Source organism: Dyadobacter psychrotolerans, from assembly GCF_004349265.1.
Taxonomy (GTDB): Bacteria; Bacteroidota; Bacteroidia; order Cytophagales; family Spirosomataceae; genus Dyadobacter; species Dyadobacter psychrotolerans.
Map to the genome: position 1 here is coordinate 37,102 of NZ_SMFL01000005.1, position 21,424 is coordinate 58,525.

The 21,424-nt window shown below is 43.8% G+C and carries 11 protein-coding genes; 6 read left to right on the forward strand and 5 right to left on the reverse strand.

Translation table 11 applies throughout. From position 1 onward, the window contains the following. Nucleotides 1–4 precede the first annotated feature (4 nt). The 6 genes from E0F88_RS14665 (at nucleotide 5) to E0F88_RS14690 (ending at nucleotide 14,765) form a co-directional block, all read left to right on the forward strand. Complete coding sequence (locus tag E0F88_RS14665; protein ID WP_131959026.1) at nucleotides 5–3,361, forward strand: TonB-dependent receptor; 3,357 nt, start codon at nucleotides 5–7, stop codon at nucleotides 3,359–3,361. Nucleotides 3,362–3,371: 10 nt separating this feature from the next. Next, the gene (locus E0F88_RS14670) at nucleotides 3,372–4,991 is read left to right on the forward strand and encodes a RagB/SusD family nutrient uptake outer membrane protein (protein ID WP_165940070.1); all 1,620 of its coding nucleotides are present in this window, start codon (nucleotides 3,372–3,374) and stop codon (nucleotides 4,989–4,991) included. Between the two features lie 244 nt (nucleotides 4,992–5,235). Beyond that, on the forward strand, nucleotides 5,236–6,663 hold the full coding sequence (locus E0F88_RS14675) for an L-serine ammonia-lyase (RefSeq protein WP_131959028.1): 1,428 nt from the start codon (nucleotides 5,236–5,238) through the stop codon (nucleotides 6,661–6,663). 320 nt (nucleotides 6,664–6,983) lie between these two features. Continuing rightward, nucleotides 6,984–9,545: a TonB-dependent receptor gene (locus tag E0F88_RS14680; protein ID WP_131959029.1), complete on the forward strand. Its 2,562-nt coding sequence runs from the start codon at nucleotides 6,984–6,986 to the stop codon at nucleotides 9,543–9,545. 457 nt (nucleotides 9,546–10,002) lie between these two features. Continuing rightward, the gene (locus E0F88_RS14685; protein WP_131959030.1) at nucleotides 10,003–13,182 is read left to right on the forward strand and encodes a SusC/RagA family TonB-linked outer membrane protein; all 3,180 of its coding nucleotides are present in this window, start codon (nucleotides 10,003–10,005) and stop codon (nucleotides 13,180–13,182) included. A 29-nt stretch (nucleotides 13,183–13,211) separates the two neighbouring features. Beyond that, nucleotides 13,212–14,765 (forward strand): SusD/RagB family nutrient-binding outer membrane lipoprotein, encoded by a 1,554-nt coding sequence (locus E0F88_RS14690; RefSeq protein ID WP_131959031.1) that lies wholly within the window; start codon nucleotides 13,212–13,214, stop codon nucleotides 14,763–14,765. Between the two features lie 106 nt (nucleotides 14,766–14,871). On the opposite strand, the gene E0F88_RS14695 is transcribed toward E0F88_RS14690, so the two are convergent. The 5 genes from E0F88_RS14695 to E0F88_RS14715 all read right to left on the reverse strand — a co-directional run bounded on the left by E0F88_RS14695 (nucleotide 14,872) and on the right by E0F88_RS14715 (nucleotide 21,315). Beyond that, complete coding sequence (locus E0F88_RS14695; RefSeq protein ID WP_131959032.1) at nucleotides 14,872–16,092, reverse strand: DUF4374 domain-containing protein; 1,221 nt, start codon at nucleotides 16,090–16,092, stop codon at nucleotides 14,872–14,874. Between the two features lie 106 nt (nucleotides 16,093–16,198). Then, nucleotides 16,199–17,428: a DUF4374 domain-containing protein gene (locus tag E0F88_RS14700; protein ID WP_165940071.1), complete on the reverse strand. Its 1,230-nt coding sequence runs from the start codon at nucleotides 17,426–17,428 to the stop codon at nucleotides 16,199–16,201. Nucleotides 17,429–17,462: 34 nt separating this feature from the next. Next, a complete protein-coding gene (locus E0F88_RS14705) occupies nucleotides 17,463–19,880 on the reverse strand; it encodes a TonB-dependent receptor (RefSeq protein ID WP_131959034.1) in 2,418 nt (805 codons plus the stop codon). Between the two features lie 92 nt (nucleotides 19,881–19,972). Then, on the reverse strand, nucleotides 19,973–20,656 hold the full coding sequence (locus E0F88_RS14710) for a hypothetical protein (RefSeq protein ID WP_131959035.1): 684 nt from the start codon (nucleotides 20,654–20,656) through the stop codon (nucleotides 19,973–19,975). A 116-nt stretch (nucleotides 20,657–20,772) separates the two neighbouring features. Next, complete coding sequence (locus E0F88_RS14715; protein WP_165940072.1) at nucleotides 20,773–21,315, reverse strand: RNA polymerase sigma-70 factor; 543 nt, start codon at nucleotides 21,313–21,315, stop codon at nucleotides 20,773–20,775. Between the last annotated feature and the right edge of the window lie 109 nt (nucleotides 21,316–21,424).

The window sequence follows — 21,424 nt, forward strand, 5'->3', positions numbered from 1 at the left end:
ACGCATGAAATACATTTCCGGTAATGGTCATCCTAATCCTAACGATTTAATTATGAAAAGAGGTTTTTACGACTGTATAAGACAAGGGGATCGTTTTCCCGCCAACGAAAGATCATCGGTGCGGCTGCGACCAGAACCCGGAAATTATTTCGGGATAGTATTAGCACTGCTTGTATTAATGCTAACAGTTCAGCCGGCTGTCTATTCCTTTCCGCAGGGGATTACGCTTTCAGGAAAAAATATTCCATTGGAAAAAGTGATTCATCAGATCACACAAAAATCGGGGTATTCATTTGTTTACAATGTGGAGTGGCTAAAAAAGGCGGATAAAATTGACCTGAATATCAGGAACAAAAATCTGGAAGGTGCACTTGCAGAGATTTTCAAAAATCAGCCATTTACCTATCAGATCGTAGGCAAAACTGTTGTTCTCAAACTTAAAGAGATTACGCAGTCCTCTGTTAAAACGACTTTGGATACCACAACTGTACGTATTCTGGGCCGGGTTTTGGAGGTGAAAGATCCGCCTGCTCCCTTACCGGGAGCCACTGTTGCGATCAAAGGTTTGTCACAGGGAACAATCACCGATGAGCGTGGTGTATTTGAGCTTCGCGCACCCAGACAAAGCGTGTTGGTAATCAGCATGGTAGGTTACAAAACCCAGGAATATATCGTCCGTTCTGAAACCGCCAACCTGATTATTTCTCTTCCTGAGGACCTGCAGGTTCTGGATCAGGTTGTAGTGACAGGATTTGCTACGCAGAAGGTCAGGGAAATTGCCAGCTCCGTAAGTATCATCAAAATGGAGAATATTGAAAATAAGCCTGTCACGCAGCTTTCTCAGGCTTTGCAGGGTGGCGGAACAGGTATTCAGGTTTCTCAGAGTACAGGTTTGGTAGGAGGTGATCAGGCAAATATCCGTGTACGCGGGGTTGGGACGGTTGGAAATGCTGCGCCACTCGTTCTGGTTGATGGTGTGCCGTTTGACATGAATAACCTGGATCCCAATACGATTTCCAGCATAACAGTTTTAAAAGATGCAGCTTCGGCTTCTATGTATGGTGCGCGGGGAGCGAACGGTGTGATACTCATTACGACCAAACGGGGCGTTGCCGGGGTTCCCAATATTGAGTACAATGGTTTTTGGGGAATTCAAAAGCCTGTTTACCGTCCCGATTTTGTTGACGCGGCCACCTGGATGGAAATGAATAATCAGGCGAGTATCAATTCAGGAGGTGGTAATCTTTACAGACAGGGTGTGATTGACTCAACTCGTTCCGGAGCTGACCCGATCCGTTATCCCGATACGCGATGGGCCGATTTGATACTGAGAAAATCTGCACCTATTGAACAGCATTCTATTTTGGTGTCAGGAGGTAATACGGCTGCGCGTTTTTCATTATCCGTTAATCATACCCGGCAGGTAGGCCATTTGAAGGAGCTTGGAGCAATGCAGTCGGATTATAAAAGAACTACGGTAAGGGCAAACACGACGGTCGATCTGTTAAAAAACCTGTTTGTATACATGGATGTTTTCGCATCCCGGTCAGATCAGAATGAGCCTAACGCAAACGGAACAGACAGAAACACATCCTACGTCTATGGACGATTGTATATCGTTTCACCCAATATCGTATCCAAATACCCTGACAAACCGCAAGCCAGACCCAATTATAGTTACTACGGAAACTATGGCGAAAGCTGGAATCCAACAGCGCTGCTCGAAAAGGGAGGGCGAATCAGCCGGTCGAAAGATGAAGCGATCATAAACATGCGGCCGCAGTGGGAAATCATTCCTAATCTCAAACTGAATGCGCAGGTAAGCTACCGGGTAACTTCGGGTTTGAACAGGGTGAACCAGGATCCGTATATCTTTTTTGATTATTTTACAGAAAGACAATCTGGCGTATCTTATGTCAATACCAAAACCCCAACGCTGACCGGCCGGGAGAATTATCTGTATTTTGGAAGTAATCTGGACTACCGGGTGGCAGTTGGAAAACATAATCTGAATGCCATTGCAGGTTACACACAGGAGCTGCGAACTTACGATTCCTGGAATGATGTAGCGATTAAATCAGTTTTCGCAAAGGCATATTATACTTATGGCGAGCGTTACCTTCTTGAAGCCGCCATACGCAGAGACGGATCTTCGCTTTTTGGTACCGGAAACAAATGGGGTTATTTCCCGTCCGTAGCCGTTGGATGGAATATTGACCAGGAATCGTTTTTCAAAGTGCCTGCTATTCCTGCCTGGAAAATAAGGGCTTCTTATGGAACACTGGGGAACAATTCGATCAATCCGTATTTGTACCAGACCACGATCAATGCGGATGGTACTGAGCAGATTATCGGTAACACAGACCTGAAATGGGAAAAGTCGAATGTGCTCAACGTGGCTACTGATATTGGTTTTAAAAACGGACTTGACCTGACATTGGAATGGTTCGATAAAACTACCAAAGATGTTCTCATCACGGCACAGCCTTTGTACACAGGTGCCATCGGTGTGAACAATACGATGCCTCCAGTCAACACCGCCAGCGTGCAGATCAGGGGAATGGAAGCCAATTTGAAATATAACACTAAGATTGGCTCCGATCTGAATTTTACCTTTGGGATAGGTTACACGAGAAATAAGAGCAAAATTTTGAAACTGATCGGTGATGACAAACCGATTATCATCGGGAATACGATCATGCGGATTGGTGGTTCGATGATGGAAAATTATGGCTACGCAACCCAGGGATTACTTCGTGAACAGGACATAACTGATGGTGGTGTAGTGAAACTTCCAGGTCAGAAAGCCGGTGACATTCATTTTAAGGATACGAACAACGACGGAATTATTTCAGATCTGGATCGCGTGCCGTTGGGAAGTACGCAGCCGGTGGACATCTTTTTTGGCAGCATAGGATTGAAATACAGGAATTTTGATTTTGATGCACTCGTTTCCGGTCAGGCTGGTACACCGAGATTTTATTCAGGGCTGGTATCCATTCCTTTAAATGTAGGGGGTGAAAGCGGAACTCCTCAAAAGTATCACATGAACTACTGGACACCGGAAAATCCGAATGCACCGCTGCCAAGGCTAACTTTGACACCGGGCAGTAACAATAACTTTTCTGACTTTTTCCAGTTTAACGGCGCTTTTGCACGGGTTCGTTACATCCAGTTTGGTTACACACTTCCCAAAGGAGTTATTGGAGCTATAAGAGGTAAATCTTTGAGGTTTTATTTTAATGCACAAAACCCGTTCACCTTCTCCAAAGTGAAACTGATTGATCCTGAAACCGGTGGAAATCAAACCACAGTGCCGTTGATGAAAGTTATTTCGGGTGGACTTAATGTTAGATTTTAAAATGAGAACTATGAAAAATAGATTCAGAAAAGTATTGTCAGTCATTCTGATGGCAATGATGCTGATCAGCTGTTCAGAAGATTATCTGATCCGGGATAATCCGACGGCGACAACGGACGATAAGTGGTGGAAACTCGAGTCCGATCTTAGGTCATACCTTGAACTTATCTACAATAATTCGATCTCACCCGGCGCACTTATCACGGGCGTTACCTTTCAGGCCAACTGTCGCATGCAGATGTCGGGGGTAACAGATGAAAGCGTTTTTCGTGCTAATTTTGGCAGTTGGCATGATTTCCCGCTGGGTTCGGCAACAACGAGTAATGCCTATCTTGCCGATTTGTACAGTCAGAATTATCGGGATATCCGCAATACTTCCCGGATCTTGGAAAATTACACCAGGGTTTATATTGAAGATGCTGCCGTTAAAGAGCGGTACGCCGCCGAGGCCCGCGCGCTCAGAGCCTATGCTCATTTGAAATTATTTCAGTTTTTCGGACCGGTGCCCATTATAACCCGCAGCATATCGGTGGAAGAAGCGAGAAATACCCCGCGGAATACGGAAGAGGAAGTGGTGCGTTTTATTTCTTCACAGCTCGACTCGGCAGCAGCGGTGCTGCCTGCATCTTACCCTACCAGCGATGCTTACCGGATATCGAAAGGCGCCTGTTATGCCATGCAGGTTCAGCTTTATCTGACCGTGAAGAATTATATAAAAACAATTGAATATGCCCGCAAGCTAATTGACCTCAATACTTACGATCTTCACTACGCTACCAGCGCGACGGTCAACAGTTATGAACAGTTGTTTAGTTACAACGCCCTTGAAAACAAAGAGCGTATTCTGTTCAGGCGTACGGGGAATTCGGGAGCTTTTTTCCGGTTTGGGCCTAAAAGTCTTGCCGGGCAGGCTACCAACAGCCCTACCGCTGTAATGGTAAATTCCTACGAAACACGCCAGGGAAAAACGCTTCAGGAACTAGGCAATGACAGTCTTCAGATTTACTGGAAAAATCCGCTTTACAAAAACAACCGGGACCCGCGTCTTTCGGTAAGTGTGCTGTTTCCCGGGCAGACATTCGTAAACCGTCTGCTGGATCCTTTTTCCGGAACGGCAGATCCGATCGGTGCAGCGCAGTCTACACAGACGGGTTTTTGGATCAGAAAATATGTTGATGCCGCCGATGTATCCAGGGCAAACAGTGGAACATTGAATTTTATGGTAATCCGGTATGCAGAAGTTTTACTTAGTTATGTTGAAGCACTGGTAGAATCCGGTCAATGGCAGCATGCCGACGTAAAGCTCTATTTGAACAAAATCAGAAACAGGGCCAAAATGCCTGATTATGACGAAACGGTTTACAACAATCAGGAAAAACTACGCGAGCTTTATCGCCGCGAACGTAAGGTTGAACTGGCTTTTGAAGGTCAGCGGTTGTTTGATATCCGCAGATGGCGAATCGGTGAGCAGGTTTTGAACGGTCCGGCGCAGGGAGCAATCAATCCGGTAACCAACCAGCCTGTAGTTGTTGAAACACGTGTTTTTGATCCGCGAAGAGATTATCTGTGGCCGATACCGCTGGTGGAAATGAATGGTAATTCTGCCATGAAACAGAATCCGGGTTGGTAAAGAAATTATAGTCGTAGCGCAATTCTGAGCAGCGCATAATTAAAATCGGATGTATTAACTTTAATCCCTGATGAAATGGAGGCCGTTTTTCCGTTTCATCAGGGATTTTTATATGTCGGTCAAAAGCTTACCAACTCTGCCTGGCAAAATATCTCGCTTCATTATATTTTCCGGATACCGATAGGATACAGTTGGTTCGTTCTTTTAAAAAGGCTATAATTGAAAGGTAATTTTCAACAAACTCATGAAAGAAGAGCGTATTTCGGTATTTGACATGTTTAAAATAGGCGTCGGACCGTCCAGTTCTCATACACTAGGACCATGGCGGGCTGCACAAATGTTTTTAAAATCATGCGAAACTTCACCGGGATTAGCGAACATCCAATCTGTACAGGTGATCCTGTATGGTTCTCTTGCCAAAACTGGAAAAGGGCACGGTACCGACGTCGCATCCATCCTGGGACTTGGTGGTCATGACCCGATTACCATCGTCACTTCGGAAATTGACCAATGCCTTGCCGATGTGGAAAATAGCGGTACCATTGCCTTGCAGGGACGTCATTGTGTGCCATTTTCTGCTAAAACGGATATCATTTTTAAAATGAAAGAATCACTTCCGTTTCATCCAAACGGTATCACTTTTGTAGCCGAATGTGGTGAACATGGCGAAAAACGGGAAAGCTACTATTCGATAGGAGGTGGGTTTGTGATTCAGGAAGATACGAAGGAGGAGAATTCGACAGCGCATGCCGAGCTCCCTTATCCCGTTGATTATGCCATGGATTTGTTAAAGTGGCATCAGAGTTGTGGTAAGTCGATATGGGAAATTGTGCTTGAAAATGAAAAAGTCTGGCGGACAGAAGAAAATGTCAGAAGTGAGCTGATGAATATCTGGTATGTCATGAGAGCCTGTATTTTCCAGGGCTGTCACACCGGAGGAATTCTACCCGGTGGTTTAAATGTCAAACGAAGAGCTGCCGACTTAAATAAAAAATTGCTGAATGACAGGATTTTTTCTGACTACGACCAATGGTTTGAAGCAATTGGAACATCAGGTAAAGGCTTTAAGTACACGCTTGACTGGGTTAGCTGTTTCGCACTGGCTGTGAACGAAGAAAATGCATCATTCAGTCGGGTTGTAACTGCTCCTACAAACGGCTCGGCCGGGGTAATTCCGGCGGTAATTCAATATTATATGTCGTTCTGCGATGGTACCGAAGAAGACGTTTTTCGTTTTTTGCTTACCGCTGGCGAAATAGGAAGTATCTTCAAAAAGGGCGCGACGATCTCTGCGGCGATGGGCGGTTGCCAGGCTGAAATAGGCGTTTCATCTGCAATGGCCGCGGCTGGTCTGACGGAAGTGCTTGGCGGAAGTGTGGAACAATGTCTTATGGCAGCTGAAATTGCGATGGAACATCATTTGGGAATGACCTGTGATCCGATCGGAGGACTTGTTCAGATTCCCTGTATTGAGCGGAACACCATGGGCGCCATCAAAGCCATAACCGCCTGCCAGCTGGCACTACAAAGCAACCCGGAAAATGCCAAGGTTTCTCTGGATAACGTGGTACTAACGATGTGGCAAACTGCGCTTGACATGAATAACAGATACAAGGAAACCTCCGAAGCAGGCCTGGCGATTAATATTCCGATCAGTTTGAGTGAGTGTTAGTACAGACAGTTTAAGGGGCAATAACTTCAAAACTAGCATAATACCACGTTTAAGGACCTGGTGAAGCTCATCACAAGAAAATATTTTAAATTTTTATTAACCTACTAAGTCTATATACTATATAAAATTTATACATTTGTGCTTTCTCTAATAAACGCTTTCAAATGAAAACAATTTTTTTATATACAAAACCTGGTTGTTGAAGCTGCTTTCTCATTCCAGAACAGATTGGTCTGTACAATTCATCTGGTTATTAATGAGATGAAACCCTATTTCAGCAATGCAAACAGAAAAACTTTGATACCACCAAATACAATAGCATGAAACAAATTTTAAAGACGACCACCCTCATCGTTGCCCTCTTTTTTCCACTATTTCTCTCGGCACAGGATGCCACAATTAACGCAACAGTTACCGGTAAAATACTGGATTCACGAGCAAACGAAGCCCTAGTCGGAGCAACAGTAACCATTAAAGGAACAACCAATGGTGATGTAACTGATGCAAACGGAGAGTTTAGCCTGGTAACCGGCCAGAAATTGCCATTTACACTGATCGTATCATTTGTCGGATATCTTAAAAAAGAGATTCTGATCAACGAAAGTAAAGTTGAAATTAAACTTGATGTGAATAATACGCTGTTGGAAGATGTTGTTATTTCTTCCCGCCGTCGTACTGAGTCTGCACAGGATGTGCCAATTCCAATTACCGTAATTGGCGGAACCCGTGCAGAAGATGCCGGTGCGTTCAATGTAAACCGTCTAAAAGAATTGGTGCCGACCGTACAGCTTTATGCTTCTAACGCAAGGAACACAACGCTTAACATCCGCGGACTTGGATCCACGTTCGGTTTAACCAATGACGGAGTTGACCCGGGTGTTGGGTTTTATGTAGATGGCGTTTATTATGCCCGTCCGGCTGCCACTGCACTTGATTTTATTGACATCGAACGTGTAGAGGTCTTACGTGGGCCACAGGGAACGCTTTTTGGTAAAAACACAACTGCCGGTGCATTCAACATTACAACCCGTGCAGCAAGTTTTACTCCTGGTGCCAACTTTGAATTAAGCTATGGTAACCTTGGTTTCATTCAGGCAAAGGCTTCTGTTACCGGTCCGATAAGCAAAAAATTAGCTGCGCGTGTATCTTTCACAGGAACGCAGCGTAACGGTACTTTTTTTAATGTTCATACGCAATTGCCAATCAATGACATCAATAACATTGGTGTAAGAGGTCAAATACTTTATGCGCCAAGCGAAAATGTAAATATCACCGTAATCGGAGATATTTCAGACCAAAAACCTACCGGTTACGGCTGGCCGGTTGCAGGAGTGGTGCCAACAAAGAGAGCTGCTTACAGACAGTTTGATGCCATCATTGCTGACCTTGGATATAAATTGCCTTACAACAGTGCTTTCGAACGTAAACTGGATCTGGATACGCCTTCAAAAGCAGACAATCAGCTTGGCGGCGTTTCGGTTAACGCAGATATAAAAATTGGTAACGGAACGTTGACTTCCACTTCTGCATGGCGTTACTGGAAATGGACTCCGCTGAATGACAGGGATTATATCGGATTGCCGGTGTTTACAATTTCTTCGGGAAATTCAGCTCATGATCAGTGGTCACAGGAGATTCGTTATTCCGGAAAAGTATCTCCTAAATTAAGCGGTGTAGTTGGTGTTTTCGGACTTTGGCAAGATTTGACTTCCGATCCTGTTCAAACCGAAGAAGCAGGTTCAGCACAATGGCGTTTTGCCCAAAGTTCAACCAGTGCGCTTTGGAAAACACCGGGATTGTTTGACAACTTTGGTATCCGCACAACGAACGAAATTAAAAGTACAAGTTTGGCTGTGTTCGCTCAGGCCGACTGGACGGTGGTGGACAAGCTTCACATCTTGCCGGGCATTCGTTACAACTATGACAAAAAGGTTGTTGATTACAAAAGAGAAACTTATGGCGGCTTGCAAACTACAGATGCAGCCCTTATCGCTCTGAAAAATGGTGTTTATAGCAACCAGGCCTTTAACACGGATTATTCAGAAGGAAATTTCTCCGGACAGCTTTCTTTACAATACAAAGCCGCAGCAAACCTGAATGCTTATGCAACTTACTCTATTGGTTATAAGCCTATTGGCGTAAACGTAGGTGGTTTGCCAACAGCAAACGGTCAAATTTTGATTGATCTGGCTAATGTGAAACCGGAGTATGTTGATCATAAGGAGTTTGGTATCAAAACCAAGCCATCGGGTAATTCTGTTTTAAATCTTACTGTTTACCGTTCTGACATTAAGGACTACCAAACTCAGGTGCAGACACCGGAACCTGGCGTAAACCGCGGATATTTGGCAAATGCTGAAAAAGTACGTGTGCAGGGTGCTGAGGTGGATGGCAACATTCGTTTTTCTAACCTGACTTTTAATGCTGCCGTGGCTTATACCGATGGTAAATATGTTCGTTTTGCAAATGCTCCGGTGCCTTTGGAAGAAGTTGGCGGGGCTCAGGCTTTTAAAGATATCTCGGGCGGAAGATTGCCGGGCGTGTCTAAATGGTCGGGTTCATTGGGTGGCGAAGTGGTTGTAAAAGGAGCCTTCATTGGATTGAAAGGTAACTACTTTCTTGGCATCGATGAATTCTATCGTTCAGAGTTCTCATCCAGTCCTTCTCCTTCGGAATATCTGAATATTGATGCATATGCACTTACGAATGCACGTTTGGGTTTCAGAGCTTCTAACGGACTTTCATTCTTCTTATGGGGAAGAAACGTATTTGATAAAAATTACTACGAACAACTTTTGGCAGCTCCGGGAAGTTACGGACAATATGCAGGTATCGTTGGAGATCAGCGTACCTACGGAGTAACCGTAAGATTTACCTATTGATTTGAATAGTTAAGCGTTCAGCTTGCCGATAGCTTACTAATTAAGGTTCATAAAAAACAGCATCAGATTTCGATCTGTTGCTGTTTTTTGCTTTTAATGTATCAACAAAATTCCTGGTCAGCCCGAGTCGTTTTATGGATAAGCATTCATCTTAAAAGAGAGATGCCCTCTAAAAAACTAGATTTGCTACTCTAACTTTGTAAAGGATAATCAACAAATAAGACAAATTGAATTATTTTACTATATCATGTCGATAGAGTATAGGTTTTAATTGGTTTTTAATATATTTGCAGAATATTAATCAATTGTTAGTCGCTATGTGTTCAATTAAACCGCTAAAAACCAAATTAAATTGGCTTAATACATTCTGACTGTGATATTTTCCTGTTACAGGCTTATAAACATTGATATGAAAGTTTGAGATTTTTTATTCATCACTCTTACCAAAATGCAATTTATGAAAACACGTTATCTCATTATGTTTTTACTGACATTTCTCACTGCGGGGGCGGTCAGTGCCCAGCAACGAATTATAACCGGTGTCGTCACCGATGCGAATGACGGCACTCCGCTGCCCGGCGCTTCTGTGGCGGTGAAAGGAACTTCGACAGGTACTCTTTCGGATGCTGACGGTTCTTTTACGCTTAGCGTCAACGACGATGCCTCGGTCGTGGTTGTTTCTTTTATCGGTTATCTGGCTCAGGATATAACTCTGGGAAGCAGTAACAAGATTACTGTGTCATTAAAGGCGGACACCATGATTCTAAACGAGGTGGTGGTTACCGCCCTGGGGATTTCAAGGGAAAAACGGGCATTGGGTTATGCTGTTCAGGAAATAAAAGGAGAGGCTTTGCAAACAAGGCCAACCAATGCCTTGGGCGCGCTTTCAGGAAAAGTGGCAGGCTTGCAGGTAGTTACTTCCGGCGGAAATATGGGCGGGTCATCACGCGTACTTTTGCGGGGTGTTAATTCTATTTCAGGAAACAACCAGCCGTTGTATGTGATTGACGGAACACCGATAGACAATGCGGATCTGAACAGCGCGGCAACCAGCTCCGGAAGTGGTGGGAAAGACGTGGGTAACATGATCCAGGATCTGAATCCGGATGATATTGAGAATATTTCAGTTTTGAAAGGACCATCGGCGGCAGCTCTTTACGGAACCAGGGCAGCAAACGGGGTTATTTTGATCACGACAAAAAAAGGAAAGGAAAACAGCAAAGTCAATATTACGCTGAATACCGGTATCGAGTTTGAAAATATTGTTCGGCTGCCAAAGCGCCAGAAATTATATGGTGGTGGTTTTTCTAATACATTTCAAAAAGCAAATATCAACGGAACGGATTACAACATTGCCGAATATGCTGTAGATGAAAGCTGGGGGCCAAAACTGGATGGAACGCCGGTGCTGCATTGGTATAACCTTGATCCTGAAAACACGGCCGAATATTTAAAACCGGAGCCGTGGAGTTATCCTAAAAATGATGTACATACTTTCTTTGAAACCGGCGTTGCTAATACCAACAGCTTGTCGGTGAGCGGAGGAAATGCCAATTCTACATACCGCCTTTCGTTTACCAATAAAAATGTAAAAGGTACCGTACCTAATTCTTCACTGAGAAGAAACTCCGTTAATTTTTCAGGATCGACACAGCTGGGAAAACTTAAAGTTTATAACAATTTTAATTACATCAAAAACCAGTCGACGGGGCGTCCGTGGACTGGAGCAACCAATCGTAACATCATTCTTGAAGCATTTCAGTGGGGCCAGGTTCAGGTTGACTATGAAAAGCTGAAAAATTACAAACGGGCGGACGGATCGCAGATCTTGTGGAACAGAAGCGGTTACCAGAACACTTTGGCGGGAGAAGCTGCTAAATTTATTGATAATCCTTACTGGTCGGCTTATGAAAGTTATCTGGATGAAAACCGCGATCGTTTTTACGGAAATGTTGGTCTGATTTATGACGTGAATAACTGGCTGAAAATAAGCGGAAAAGTAAATGCAGATGTGTATCAATATCAGTACCAGGATCGTATCGCGGTTTATTCACGGACGCAGTCTCAGTATCAGGAATACTTTAACAATTTTAGCGAATTCAATTATGAGCTGCTTGCTTCTGCTAATAAGAGCTGGGGAGATATCTCGCTGAATGTGAATGCCGGAGGAAACCTGATGAGCCAGAAACGACGGATCAGCGATGCGGTTACGCAGGGAGGCCTTATCATTCCGGAGTATTATAATCTTAAAAATGCGAGTTCGGTACTGGTGAATTCGAACGCGTACCGGAAACAGATCAATTCCCTGTTTGCGAGCTTTTCTCTGGGCTGGAAAAGTTCGCTTTTCGTAGACGGAACAGTTCGTAATGACTGGTCATCGACGCTGCCGATCGGCAAGAATTCATTCGCATATCCTTCATTGACAACGAGTTTAATTTTAAGTGAACTGAACGGAGTAAAAGACATTGGCTGGCTGGATTTTGCAAAAGTTCGCCTTGGCTGGGCGCAGGTAGGAAACGACACGGATCCATATCAGTTGCAGCGCGCTTACGAGGCAAGTCAGTCCTTTGACGGAATGGCTTCATACAAACTGCCAAATCAGCTGAACAACCAGTCTTTGAAACCTGAGATTACAAGTTCATGGGAGACTGGTCTGAGCATTCAGGCATTTAAAAACCGGGTTGGGCTGGATGTAACTTATTATGACAATGTTAGCCGCAACCAGATCATCAACATACCGGTTTCTTCTGCTTTTGGATACGATTCAAAGGTGATCAATGCAGGTAAGATCAATAACAAAGGGGTAGAAGTTACTTTAACAGGAACGCCAATCCGTAAAAATGGTTTGGAATGGAACACCACTTTAAACTGGTCGCGTAACCGCAATAAAGTGATTGAGCTTGCACCAGGTGTGAACACATTTCAGCTGGCGAACAGTCTGGTGACGCTTGTGGCAAGGGAAGGGCAGCCTTACGGACAAATTTTGGGAAATGATTTTATCTATGCAGCCGATGGTCAAAAGGTGATTAAAGCAGACGGAACTTATGACCGCGGTCAGCAGCTGACTCCGTTGGGCAGCGTATTACCAAAATATCTGTTTGGGTTCCAAAACAGTTTTACTTATAAAAATTTCAACCTTGGATTTCTGGTTGACGGCCGGGTAGGTGGAAAGTTCTTCTCGCAAACTTATAAAGTAGGTATGTATGCAGGGGTGCTGGATAAAACCGCAGCTAACAATGTTCGTGAAACGGGTGTGATTCTGGACGGTGTAAAGGGTACTGTGACTTACCGGGCCGACGGAACTTATGAGGTGACCAACACCTCACAAAATGACACCCGCATCACGGCTCAGGCCTGGTCACGTGGCGAATACAGCGGACCAACGCCACAGACGGTCTTTGATGCAACATTTGTGAAGTTAAGAGAGATTACTTTCGGATACAGCCTGCCACTTGCAAACAAAACAGTAAAGCAAATTTACTTTGGGTTGTATGGTCGAAACCTGGTTAATATCTACACAGCCAGCAAATACATTGATCCGGAATTTACCAGCAGCGGCGGAAACATTCAGGGACTGGAAGGCGGGAGTATTCCTGTGCCGGCTACGTACGGTTTAAATGTGAACGTGAAATTTTAAGGCAATTATTAAGATAAAAATTGAAGATCATGCAAAAGTTCATATATAAAAAAGGCTTCCTCCCACTTGCAATTGGCGCTGTAACAATGCTTGCCTCATGCAGCGACAGCCATTTCGAGGATGTAAACAAAGATCCGAACCGTCCGGAAAATGCGACGACTACCACCATACTGCTCTCCGCTGAAAAGCAGCTAATTGATAATATCCGTAACGAAAACAGCTCGCTGCGCGGCTCCCAGTTGTTTGCCCAATATTACAGTCAGAATATATACAGCGATCAGTCGCGTTACGACATACCGCGGACTTACTCGGATACATATTGGAGTAACGCATACAAGGCGCTGAACAACCTGAACGAAATCATTATCCTCAATACCGATCCGGCTAAAAGAGATGTAGCTTCGGCCGGTGTTGCAGGGACAAACCAGAATCAGATTGCGATCGCCCGTATTTTGAAGGCCTACGCTTTTCAGGGGTTGACGGATGTTTTTGGGAATATTCCTTATCAGTCCTATGGAAATCAGGATCCCGAATTTCAGGCTTTGCAGCAAAATCCGGAGAACCTGAGCCCGGGTTACGCAAGTCAGCAAAAGGTCTATCTGGATATTCTTAATGAATTGAAAGCAGCAGGTGATACGCTTTTGAAATACAAAACAGCCACGACATTTGGCAACTATGATGTGATTTATAAGGGGAGAAATGAGTCTTGGGCTAAATTTGCAAATTCGCTGCGTCTTCGGATTGCTAGCCGCATCAGAACCAAACTTCCGGCTGAATCCAACTCGCATTTTGAGGATGCGCTGGCAAAAGGAGTATTTACTTCTAATGCTGATAATTCGGTTTTCAAATATCAGACACTCGCTCCAAATGAGGCGCCGCTTTATCGTGCAACAGTAACTGCGAATCGTAAGGACTTTGCAGTGTCGCATGTGCTCATCAACGTTTTGAAAGGCCAGTTGGGAACAGTAAAAGTTCAGGATCCGCGTCTGCCGATTTATGCTGCCAAAAATGCAGCAGGAGAATATGTGGGCCAGCCTTACGGATTGCCGGTAGCAGCCGCCGGTTTGCTGACGGCAACGGATGTGAGCTTGCCTGGAACCACAGTCAGTGCGGCCAACTATGGAGAAGTGTTACAGGAATATGCCGAGGTAGCTTTTTTAATTTCTGAATATAAAAACTGGGATCAGCAGGCATATATCAATGGCGTTACGGCCTCTCTTCAAAAATGGGGTGTTGCGCAGGGCGACATTACCACTTATCTGGCAGCTCTTCCCAAAGCGGATAAAGCCAATGTATTAAACCAAAAATATCTCGCTCTTTACACACAGGGCGATGAAGCCTGGAGCGAAATCCGCCGTACAGGTTATCCTATGTTTTTGGTAAAATCAGGCGATGTGGTTTGGAGCAGAACGGTCAGCGGACAAACAACTGATTATAAATTTCAGCCACTGTTTGGACAGGGTGTTCCGCTGAGATTATATTATCCGCCAAAAGAACAGAGCGTTAATCTGGCTAATTATCAGAATGCGGTGAAAGCACAAGGCAACGACGACATCACAACTTCGCTTTGGTGGAATAAGTAAGCTAAATGAAATATTAAAGCCCCAACGGTTGCCTCCCGGTTGCTGTTGGGGCTTTGTTTTTGTCTTAAACATTTATCAATTTAAGATTTTATTTCAGATATTAGGACTATCGGACTTTGTAAATCTTCCCGAATTTCTGAATTCCTTTAATTTGAATTCCTTTTGTGAGTTCATCAGTGGCCGCGTCGTATTCGTAAATTCTGGTTCCGGCTGCTTCTGTCTGCACCGGTAAAAAAGCTTTGCCATTTTCTGCATAACCTCCTGGTGAAATCACAAAAGGAGGAAGGTCTAATATTTTAGCAGTTTGCCTGTTTACATCCAGAACAACATACTGTGTAATTTCCTTACTCCAGTCGCTCCACTGTTTTACATCTTTATGCCGGGCATTGCGCACGATCGCTTTGCCGTTACCCAGGTAAATAAGCGCATCCGGATCGTCACCGTTCAGCAGTGCAGAAACATTGAAAAAATAATTTTTATCAAAAGTATCTTCTCCTTTTTTTATCCTGAAAAATCCGGTTGGTTTATTGTAATTAAAGCCGTTCCAATCTACTGGTGACGTAAGGATATAAATGTCTCCGTTTTCTACGAAATAAGTTCCGTTTCCTGCCCGTCCGCCACCCGGAAAGGTAGACCGCGAGTCCTTCGATAGTTTGACGTTTGAGAAGGAAGGATAATCCATCGAAGCCAGGTATGCCGTATCGTTTGCATACTGCCCGTTTCCTGAACCTTCGGGGTCGATAATGCTGTAACCAAGATAAAATTTGCCATCCCGGATAATGCCCGAGCAGGAATATACCTGTCTGTTTTCAGGCGGCGCTGGAACATCGAAAACGCCGGAACGGATCATCGACATTTTTCCGGTATCAATCAGTGCGTAGTCCTGGGTTGTGTTTTCAGGCCCGTTTCCACCGATCAAAAGCGTATCGCCGCCCAGCCATTGATACCAGTTGATTCGTTTAAAAAGCGAAAAGGGTATTTCTCCGGTACGGTTAAGCTTGTTTTGACTGAATTCGAGTTTTAAAAGCTTGTTTTGATCCGGATCGATATTAAAAAAGGTGCTGCCACTTTGTATAATCCACTGCTCATTCGCCCACTTTTTACTGATGTTAATCTGCTGTCTTTCACTGCCGGTGCTGTCGGTCATCAGGTTTGCATACGGAAGGATATAGGTATTTTGTGAATCCTCCGAACTGCCGGTTAAGACAAAAACATGAGCTTTCTCCGAATCATTTTCCCTGGTATCATCTGTTGAGCGGCAGTTGACGAGAAAACAGGAAAGTACTGAAACAAAAATTACTGCAGTTGCGCTTTTTTTAACCTTCATGATGCAAATAACAATAATACAGCTGACGACCGCAATTTAAAACACAAAAGCAGAAAGGTTTATTCATCTGGCTTTTGTATATAAAATCCGGCCGTCAGCAATAAAATTACTCCGTCAGTTTGAAAAGACCTGTAACAGTGCTCAATCCGTCAACTTTCAGTCCTTTGGTAAGTTTGTCGGCTGCTACATTGTATTCATAAATGTAAACCCCGTCCGCATCGGTTTTGACCTGAAAATAGATTTTATTGTTTTCATAAACATAAGTCGTGCTGGCACCATACGAAAGCGGCAAATCCATTTTTTTGATTGTCTGTTTAGCCAGGTCAATGAACATATATTCCACGATCGGCTTGCTCCAGTCCGCCCAGGTAGTCACGTTTTCATCCCTGTAATTGCGGGCAAAGATTTTACCGTCGCCCAGATAAAGCAGTCCGTCCGGATCGTTGTTGTTTGACAGTTTCGACAGGTTAAAAAAGTAGTCTTTGTCAAAAGTCGTTTCACCGTTTTTGATACGGTAAATTCCGGTTGGCTTTACCGTATTGTCACCATTCCAGGCAATCGGAGAGGTTACGATATAGATGTCATTGTTGTACACAAATGCCGATTCAGCACCGGCTCTTGCTGTTCCCGGGAAGGCTGAGCGGGTATCCTTGCTCAGTTTCAGATTCGCCAGAGAAGGGTAGTCCATCACGGCAAGATATGAAGTGTCTGACGAATAGCTTCCGTTAGTATATTCGTCATCGGTGTAGCTGTAAGTCAGGTGCAATTTTGCATCCTTGATAATTCCGGCACAGGCTGTGATCATTTTACCTTTTGTCGGCTTGGGAAGTGCGAAATCTCCTGTTTTGGTGATCGTGAAAGTGGCAGTATTAACAATCACATATTTAGTCGTCTGGCCATCTTCTGAATTTCCACCCAAAAGCAGAGTATTGTCATCCAGCCACTGGCTCCAGATCAGATAAGTGAAATGGGTAAAAGGAATTTCCGAAACAGTTGTGAAAGCATTGTCTTCCAGCTTGTATTTGCTTAGTTTTTTTGCTGCGTCGTCCAGGTTGTAAAATTCACGGTTTTTGCGGATCACCCAGCGCATATCCCTTAGTTTACCCGTCAGCTCAATTCCATTTCCAACACTGCTGATCGTGCCGGTTGCCAGGTTTTTTGTTCGGAGCATATAGTTGGCGGCAGGTGTGCCGGTTGCGCCATAGAGTACATAATTGCTTACTTCCGGCTCTACATCCGGGCCCGATTCACTGTCACTTTTACAGGCACTCATGCCATATACAGCTGCCAGAAAAATGGCTGCTGAAATTGAGAATTTTTGAATTGTTTTGAACATAATTATAGAAAAAAAGGTATTGAAATTGAAAGTTTTACTGAATAAAATAGCGGATTTTGGCATAAAAAGCTCTCCCCGGCTTTTGCAGCTTGAAGTTGTCATAAGCAAGTTCATTGGTCAGATTGCGGGATTCGAGCGAAATATTGTACCGCCCGTTTTGCAGTGAATACGACAGGCTCAGATTGTGAATCAGCTGGGAGGGGATCACATTTTTGGTTGATTTACTGCCCTGGCTTGGCCATGTCAGGTAATACTGATGAATATATTGTCCGAACCAGGTAAGCTGAATTCTTGTATCTTTTCCCAGCCAGTTGTTCTTTCCTGCACCAAATTCCGCATTGGCAAAAAAGTAGGGCTGGTTGGGTATTTTGTCTCCGAAAGTGGGGTCGGGCAGCTGGGTACGTTCCTGGAATTTGCGGTTGTTCTTTGCGTTCTGGTACGATGCGTTTAACACAGCAGAAAACAGGTTATTGTAGCCATATTTCAGTTCACCTTCAACGCCGTTGATTTTGACAATACCCACGTTGTCATAAACTGCAAGCCGGACCTGAGTAGGCGTGTAGTATATAAAATCATTGGCATTACGCAGAAACCAGGAAGCTTCTGCTGAAAAATTATGCTTGTTAACCCGCTTGAAAAAGTAAGCGCCGGCGTTGAAATTGTCACTTTTTTCCGGTTTCAAATCGAGATTCGCCATCACATTTATTCCGTCACCAAAAATCTCTTCGGCATCCTGCAAACGGTACGCGTGCTCTGCTGAAACTTTTAGTCCTGCCTGTTCATTTAGCTTAAAACGTGAAGCGAAACCATATCCGAAATAATTGTAGGCACTTTTGGTATCATCCGTAATCAGCCCCACACCCCCGGTGTAAATCACCACTTCCCGCACCAGCGCATCGAATCCGTAGAATTTTCCAAATACGGTATTGGTAAGCCTTTTATCCATAAACTCGGACTGCCATGCTAATCCGGCAACCTGTTTTCTAATTTTGTTGGGTTTAGCAAAAGCGTTTCTTCTGCCTGTAAGATCCAGGTCATCAAAAGCCTTACGGTTAACTGCGCTGAAATTATAATTGAGGTTCAGTGCATGGCTTTCATTGATTTTATAGGAAAAATTGGCTCTGCCCAAAAAAGACTGATTGGTGTAGTGATAAATCGTAAAATGATCGCTGAGCTCGCCGCCGGTATTTGAATTGGATATTCTTCTGCCGGCCCAGTCAAAAGTGCTTTTCGAAGTATCGGCGATTACCGATTTATCGGAGGCATAACTGGCAAAAATATTGGTTGAAAGACCTTTAATCAGAAAATCCGTTTTTTTGAATTTTACAGAAGGCATAAAAAAATTATTCTTCCGGTCGGCGCTGCCCACAACAGCATCCTGACTCGCCCGGGTTTGAATTTGTTTATATTGGTTGGAGTAGGTCAGGCCGATTAAAAAGACATCCGCCCACTTTTTATTCATAAAACCTGTTTCAGCCTGAATCATCTTTGACTCAAAACCATCGTGAAAGCGCTTTACATTTTTTTGTGCATAAATCAGGTTATTTCCCTCGCCTTCTACCACCTGGATTTTCAGGTCGTAGGCAGGATTGTTGCGCATCAGAAAGTTATTTGCTGATGTGTTGTAAAAGGCATTTAAAGTTAGTACCAGTCCGCTTTTCTCCTGTGTTATCCGTCCTGAAACCGACGCACGGTGTGTGTTAAACGAGCCGAAACTGTAACTGGCGTCCAGATATCTTTTGGTATTCTGATTGGTAACAATATTGACGGCACCACCAAGAGCGTCGGCACCGAGCTCAACCGGAACCACACCTTTAAAAACCTCGATGCGTTCGGCCAGATTAACAGGAATGTTGTTCAGCGCCATCGAGCTGCCGAAGTTTTCCATCGGAACACCATCCAGGAAAAATTTGACCTGTTTTCCGGAAAGTCCGTTAATCGAAAAATTGAAGTCGGAGCCAAGACCGCCTTGTTCACGAATATTTACACCAGCGCTTCTTGTCAAAATCTGGTTTAAATCTGCCGTTGTATTGGCAAACTGGCGGGTTTGAATTGCGTTGACAGAAAATGCCTGCTCTTTAAGCTGTTGAGAATCATTTTTCCCAAAAACCAAAACCTCACCCAGGTTTTTCTCCGCGGATTCCAGAATAAAATCAGTAGTCAGCGACTCGCCACTTTTCAAGCTGATTTTCTCCTGCAGCTTTTGAAAGCCCACGGCTGAAATTTCGAGCTCATAATTACCAGGAGAAAGGTCTTTCAGTACAAAAAATCCATCACTATCGCTCGTTGTACCTGCTGATGCAGGTTTTAGCAGGATGGTAGCTCCGAGTAAAACCTCACCCTGCGCAGATTTGATATGTCCCGACAACCGGGCATTTTCCTTGTTTTGGGCAAGGGAAAGAAACGACAAGGCGCAAAAAAGCCCTGTATGCAGAATTTTGTTAAATTGCATCACTTTTTGATTGTCACAAATTTAAAAGTTCACACCTCCGGGTGTGATGAGCCGTCCAGGTCCGAAACTGTGCGGCTCTTTTATTTACCAGGTCAGATTCTCTCCAGTTCATTGTAAACCCGGATCGGCAAAATTGCCGTAGCCAGTTCACTTTTGTCGAAAACCATTATTTCATCATCATTAAATTTATAGTGAATGGCTACATATGTTTTGCCTTTTTCACATTTTAAAGTCTTTTGTGTATAGCGCGAATTCTTGCAATTGGTATTAAAAAGAAGCTCGATATCCTCATCTGAATTATTGGTAATCAAAATATTACCACAAAAATTGACAACTCCTGATTTCGACTTCCAGTCCGTCCTTGTTTCAGCCTTGCTCTCTGGCAATAAAGTAAACACCAGTCCGGAGGTGTCCATTCGCATGTTTTCACCACCCTTCAGATTATCCATCACCAATTCGGTGATGTTATTAGTCCGTAAAGACGAAGGTATGTTGTAGAGACTCCAGCTCAGTATACCCAACACAAGACAAGCCGCAGTTGCATAGCGTACATGCTGCTTCCACGGAGTAAATTTGGTTTGCTTTTCAGGGTCCTCAACAAACGAACTGATATGCTTCCACATGAAGTCTTTCACCTGGCCCTCAGTTTCATGAAGAGGAAATATTCCGGTCGCCGGATCTTCATTACTTGCCAGCCAGGTTTCTACCAGCAAGCGCTCCTCGTCAGAGCATGCTCCAAGGTGATACTGTTTCAAAAGTTCCGGCGTGATCTGCATAATTCCCTTTTTAGTATAGTTGAGTTTAAGGCTCTAAACCCTACCAAAAAGCTTAAAAAAATGTAAAAATTTTCTTGTGTAAAGAAAATTCTGACTGCAAAATTTTGATTATCAGTTTATAAGAAAAAGGATATTCCCTGGCGCAGAGAGGCCAGTGCTTTTGTCATATTTTTTTCAACGGCCTTTTCCGAGATCAGCAACAGTGAAGAAATCGCCTTGTTACTCAATCCTTCTTCACGGCTGAGTTTAAATATCTCCTGACAGCGGGTCGGAAGTCGCTCAATCAACTTGTTTACATTACCAAGCAGTTCTTTGTAAATTACCTCGTTTTCGGTTGTAAAGTGCAGTTGCTGATTCTCGTTTTTGCTGTACTCCGTGTACTTTTCCCTAACGGTTGAAACGCGGTAAAATTCAAAAATCTTCATTTTCGTAACACCAAACAGATAGTTCTTAAGTGTCGTTTTGATCTCGATTTCTTCTCTTTTTTCCCAGATCGATTTGAAGACTTCCTGCACAATTTCCTTAGCTTGTTCCTCATCTTCCAGGTAACGCAGGCAGGTAAGATACAACTCTTTCCAATACAGATTGTAAGCCTGTTCAAAGGTGTCTCTGTTGATAGAAACGATTGAAATTCCGATATGTTCGTTATGCCCGGACAAGGATGAGGTATCTGTAAATTTATGGACAAATATAATAACCTATTTAGAATAAAACCAAATAAAGACGTTTCTGTATCCTTCCTGATGAATTAAGTTTTTTTAAACAGCA

Coding starts and splice junctions, on each gene's coding strand:
- E0F88_RS14665 (WP_131959026.1), top strand. CDS start 5: ATGAAATACATTTCCGGTAATGGTCATCCTAATCCTAACGATTTAATT.
- E0F88_RS14670 (WP_165940070.1), top strand. CDS start 3,372: ATGAAAAATAGATTCAGAAAAGTATTGTCAGTCATTCTGATGGCAATG.
- E0F88_RS14675 (WP_131959028.1), top strand. CDS start 5,236: ATGAAAGAAGAGCGTATTTCGGTATTTGACATGTTTAAAATAGGCGTC.
- E0F88_RS14680 (WP_131959029.1), top strand. CDS start 6,984: ATGAAACAAATTTTAAAGACGACCACCCTCATCGTTGCCCTCTTTTTT.
- E0F88_RS14685 (WP_131959030.1), top strand. CDS start 10,003: ATGAAAACACGTTATCTCATTATGTTTTTACTGACATTTCTCACTGCG.
- E0F88_RS14690 (WP_131959031.1), top strand. CDS start 13,212: ATGCAAAAGTTCATATATAAAAAAGGCTTCCTCCCACTTGCAATTGGC.
- E0F88_RS14695 (WP_131959032.1), bottom strand. CDS start 16,092: ATGAAGGTTAAAAAAAGCGCAACTGCAGTAATTTTTGTTTCAGTACTT.
- E0F88_RS14700 (WP_165940071.1), bottom strand. CDS start 17,428: ATGTTCAAAACAATTCAAAAATTCTCAATTTCAGCAGCCATTTTTCTG.
- E0F88_RS14705 (WP_131959034.1), bottom strand. CDS start 19,880: ATGCAATTTAACAAAATTCTGCATACAGGGCTTTTTTGCGCCTTGTCG.
- E0F88_RS14710 (WP_131959035.1), bottom strand. CDS start 20,656: ATGCAGATCACGCCGGAACTTTTGAAACAGTATCACCTTGGAGCATGC.